This window comes from Thermogutta sp. (genome assembly GCF_039793925.1).
Lineage (GTDB): Bacteria > Planctomycetota > Planctomycetia > Pirellulales > Thermoguttaceae > Thermogutta.
Genome location: NZ_JBAMME010000004.1, coordinates 1 through 738, shown reverse-complemented (window position 1 = coordinate 738; position 738 = coordinate 1). Strand labels below are relative to the sequence as shown.

Below are 738 nucleotides of genomic sequence, written 5' to 3'. Positions count from 1 at the left end.
AACTGATTATACCACCTTCGCGATCCGCAATTAGAGAGTAAGATTCCCGTCCTCAGAGGGAAACGGAACAACCCAACTATGACTCGGCATTGTGTTTCCCCAGGCTTTCCCACTGAATCGGCATAACCGTCGCCTCTTTCCCACTCTTTCTGCCAGGACTCAAAAGATAGGAAAAATAGACATATAAAACAAATGTGATCGATCAGGTAATATCCCCGAGCAGCCCGCCCGGCTTTTTTGGACTCTTGTGGGATACAATAAATAGGTACAGGCCCACGGGGGCATTTCGCATAATCTCAAACGACTGGCAAGGAGTATTCTGAATGCTTTTTCTTTGGTTGCTCGGGCTATTTTTGATCTTTCCCTTTGTGGAGCTGGCCCTCCTCCTGTGGATGGCCGCCCACGTGGGATGGCTGCCCACCCTGGCCCTGGTCGTCGTAACGGCGATCGTCGGGGCAGCGGAGGTCCGCCGGGAAGGTTTCCGCGTCTGGATTCGGTTCAATGAACAGCTTGCCCGGGGTGAACTCCCCACCGATGCCATGTTCGACGGCCTCCTCGTACTCGTGGCGGGAGTCCTCCTGCTCACCCCAGGATTGATCACCGACGTTATCGGCTTTGCGCTGCTTTTTCCGCCAACGCGGCATCTCATCAAACAGGCTCTTCGCAGGTATCTGCAGCAACGTTTCGTATTTACCACAGTCGGGACACGTCGTTCTGGATCCGCATGGTGGTTTTATT

General features: G+C 53.5%; 1 protein-coding gene. It reads left to right on the top strand.

Features of this window, described 5'->3' with window-relative positions; all coding sequences use genetic code 11:
• Positions 1 to 323 precede the first annotated feature (323 nt).
• Positions 324 to 738: FxsA family protein (locus ABJK56_RS00270; protein ID WP_347242663.1), on the top strand; the 415-nt coding region annotated here is incomplete at its 3' end.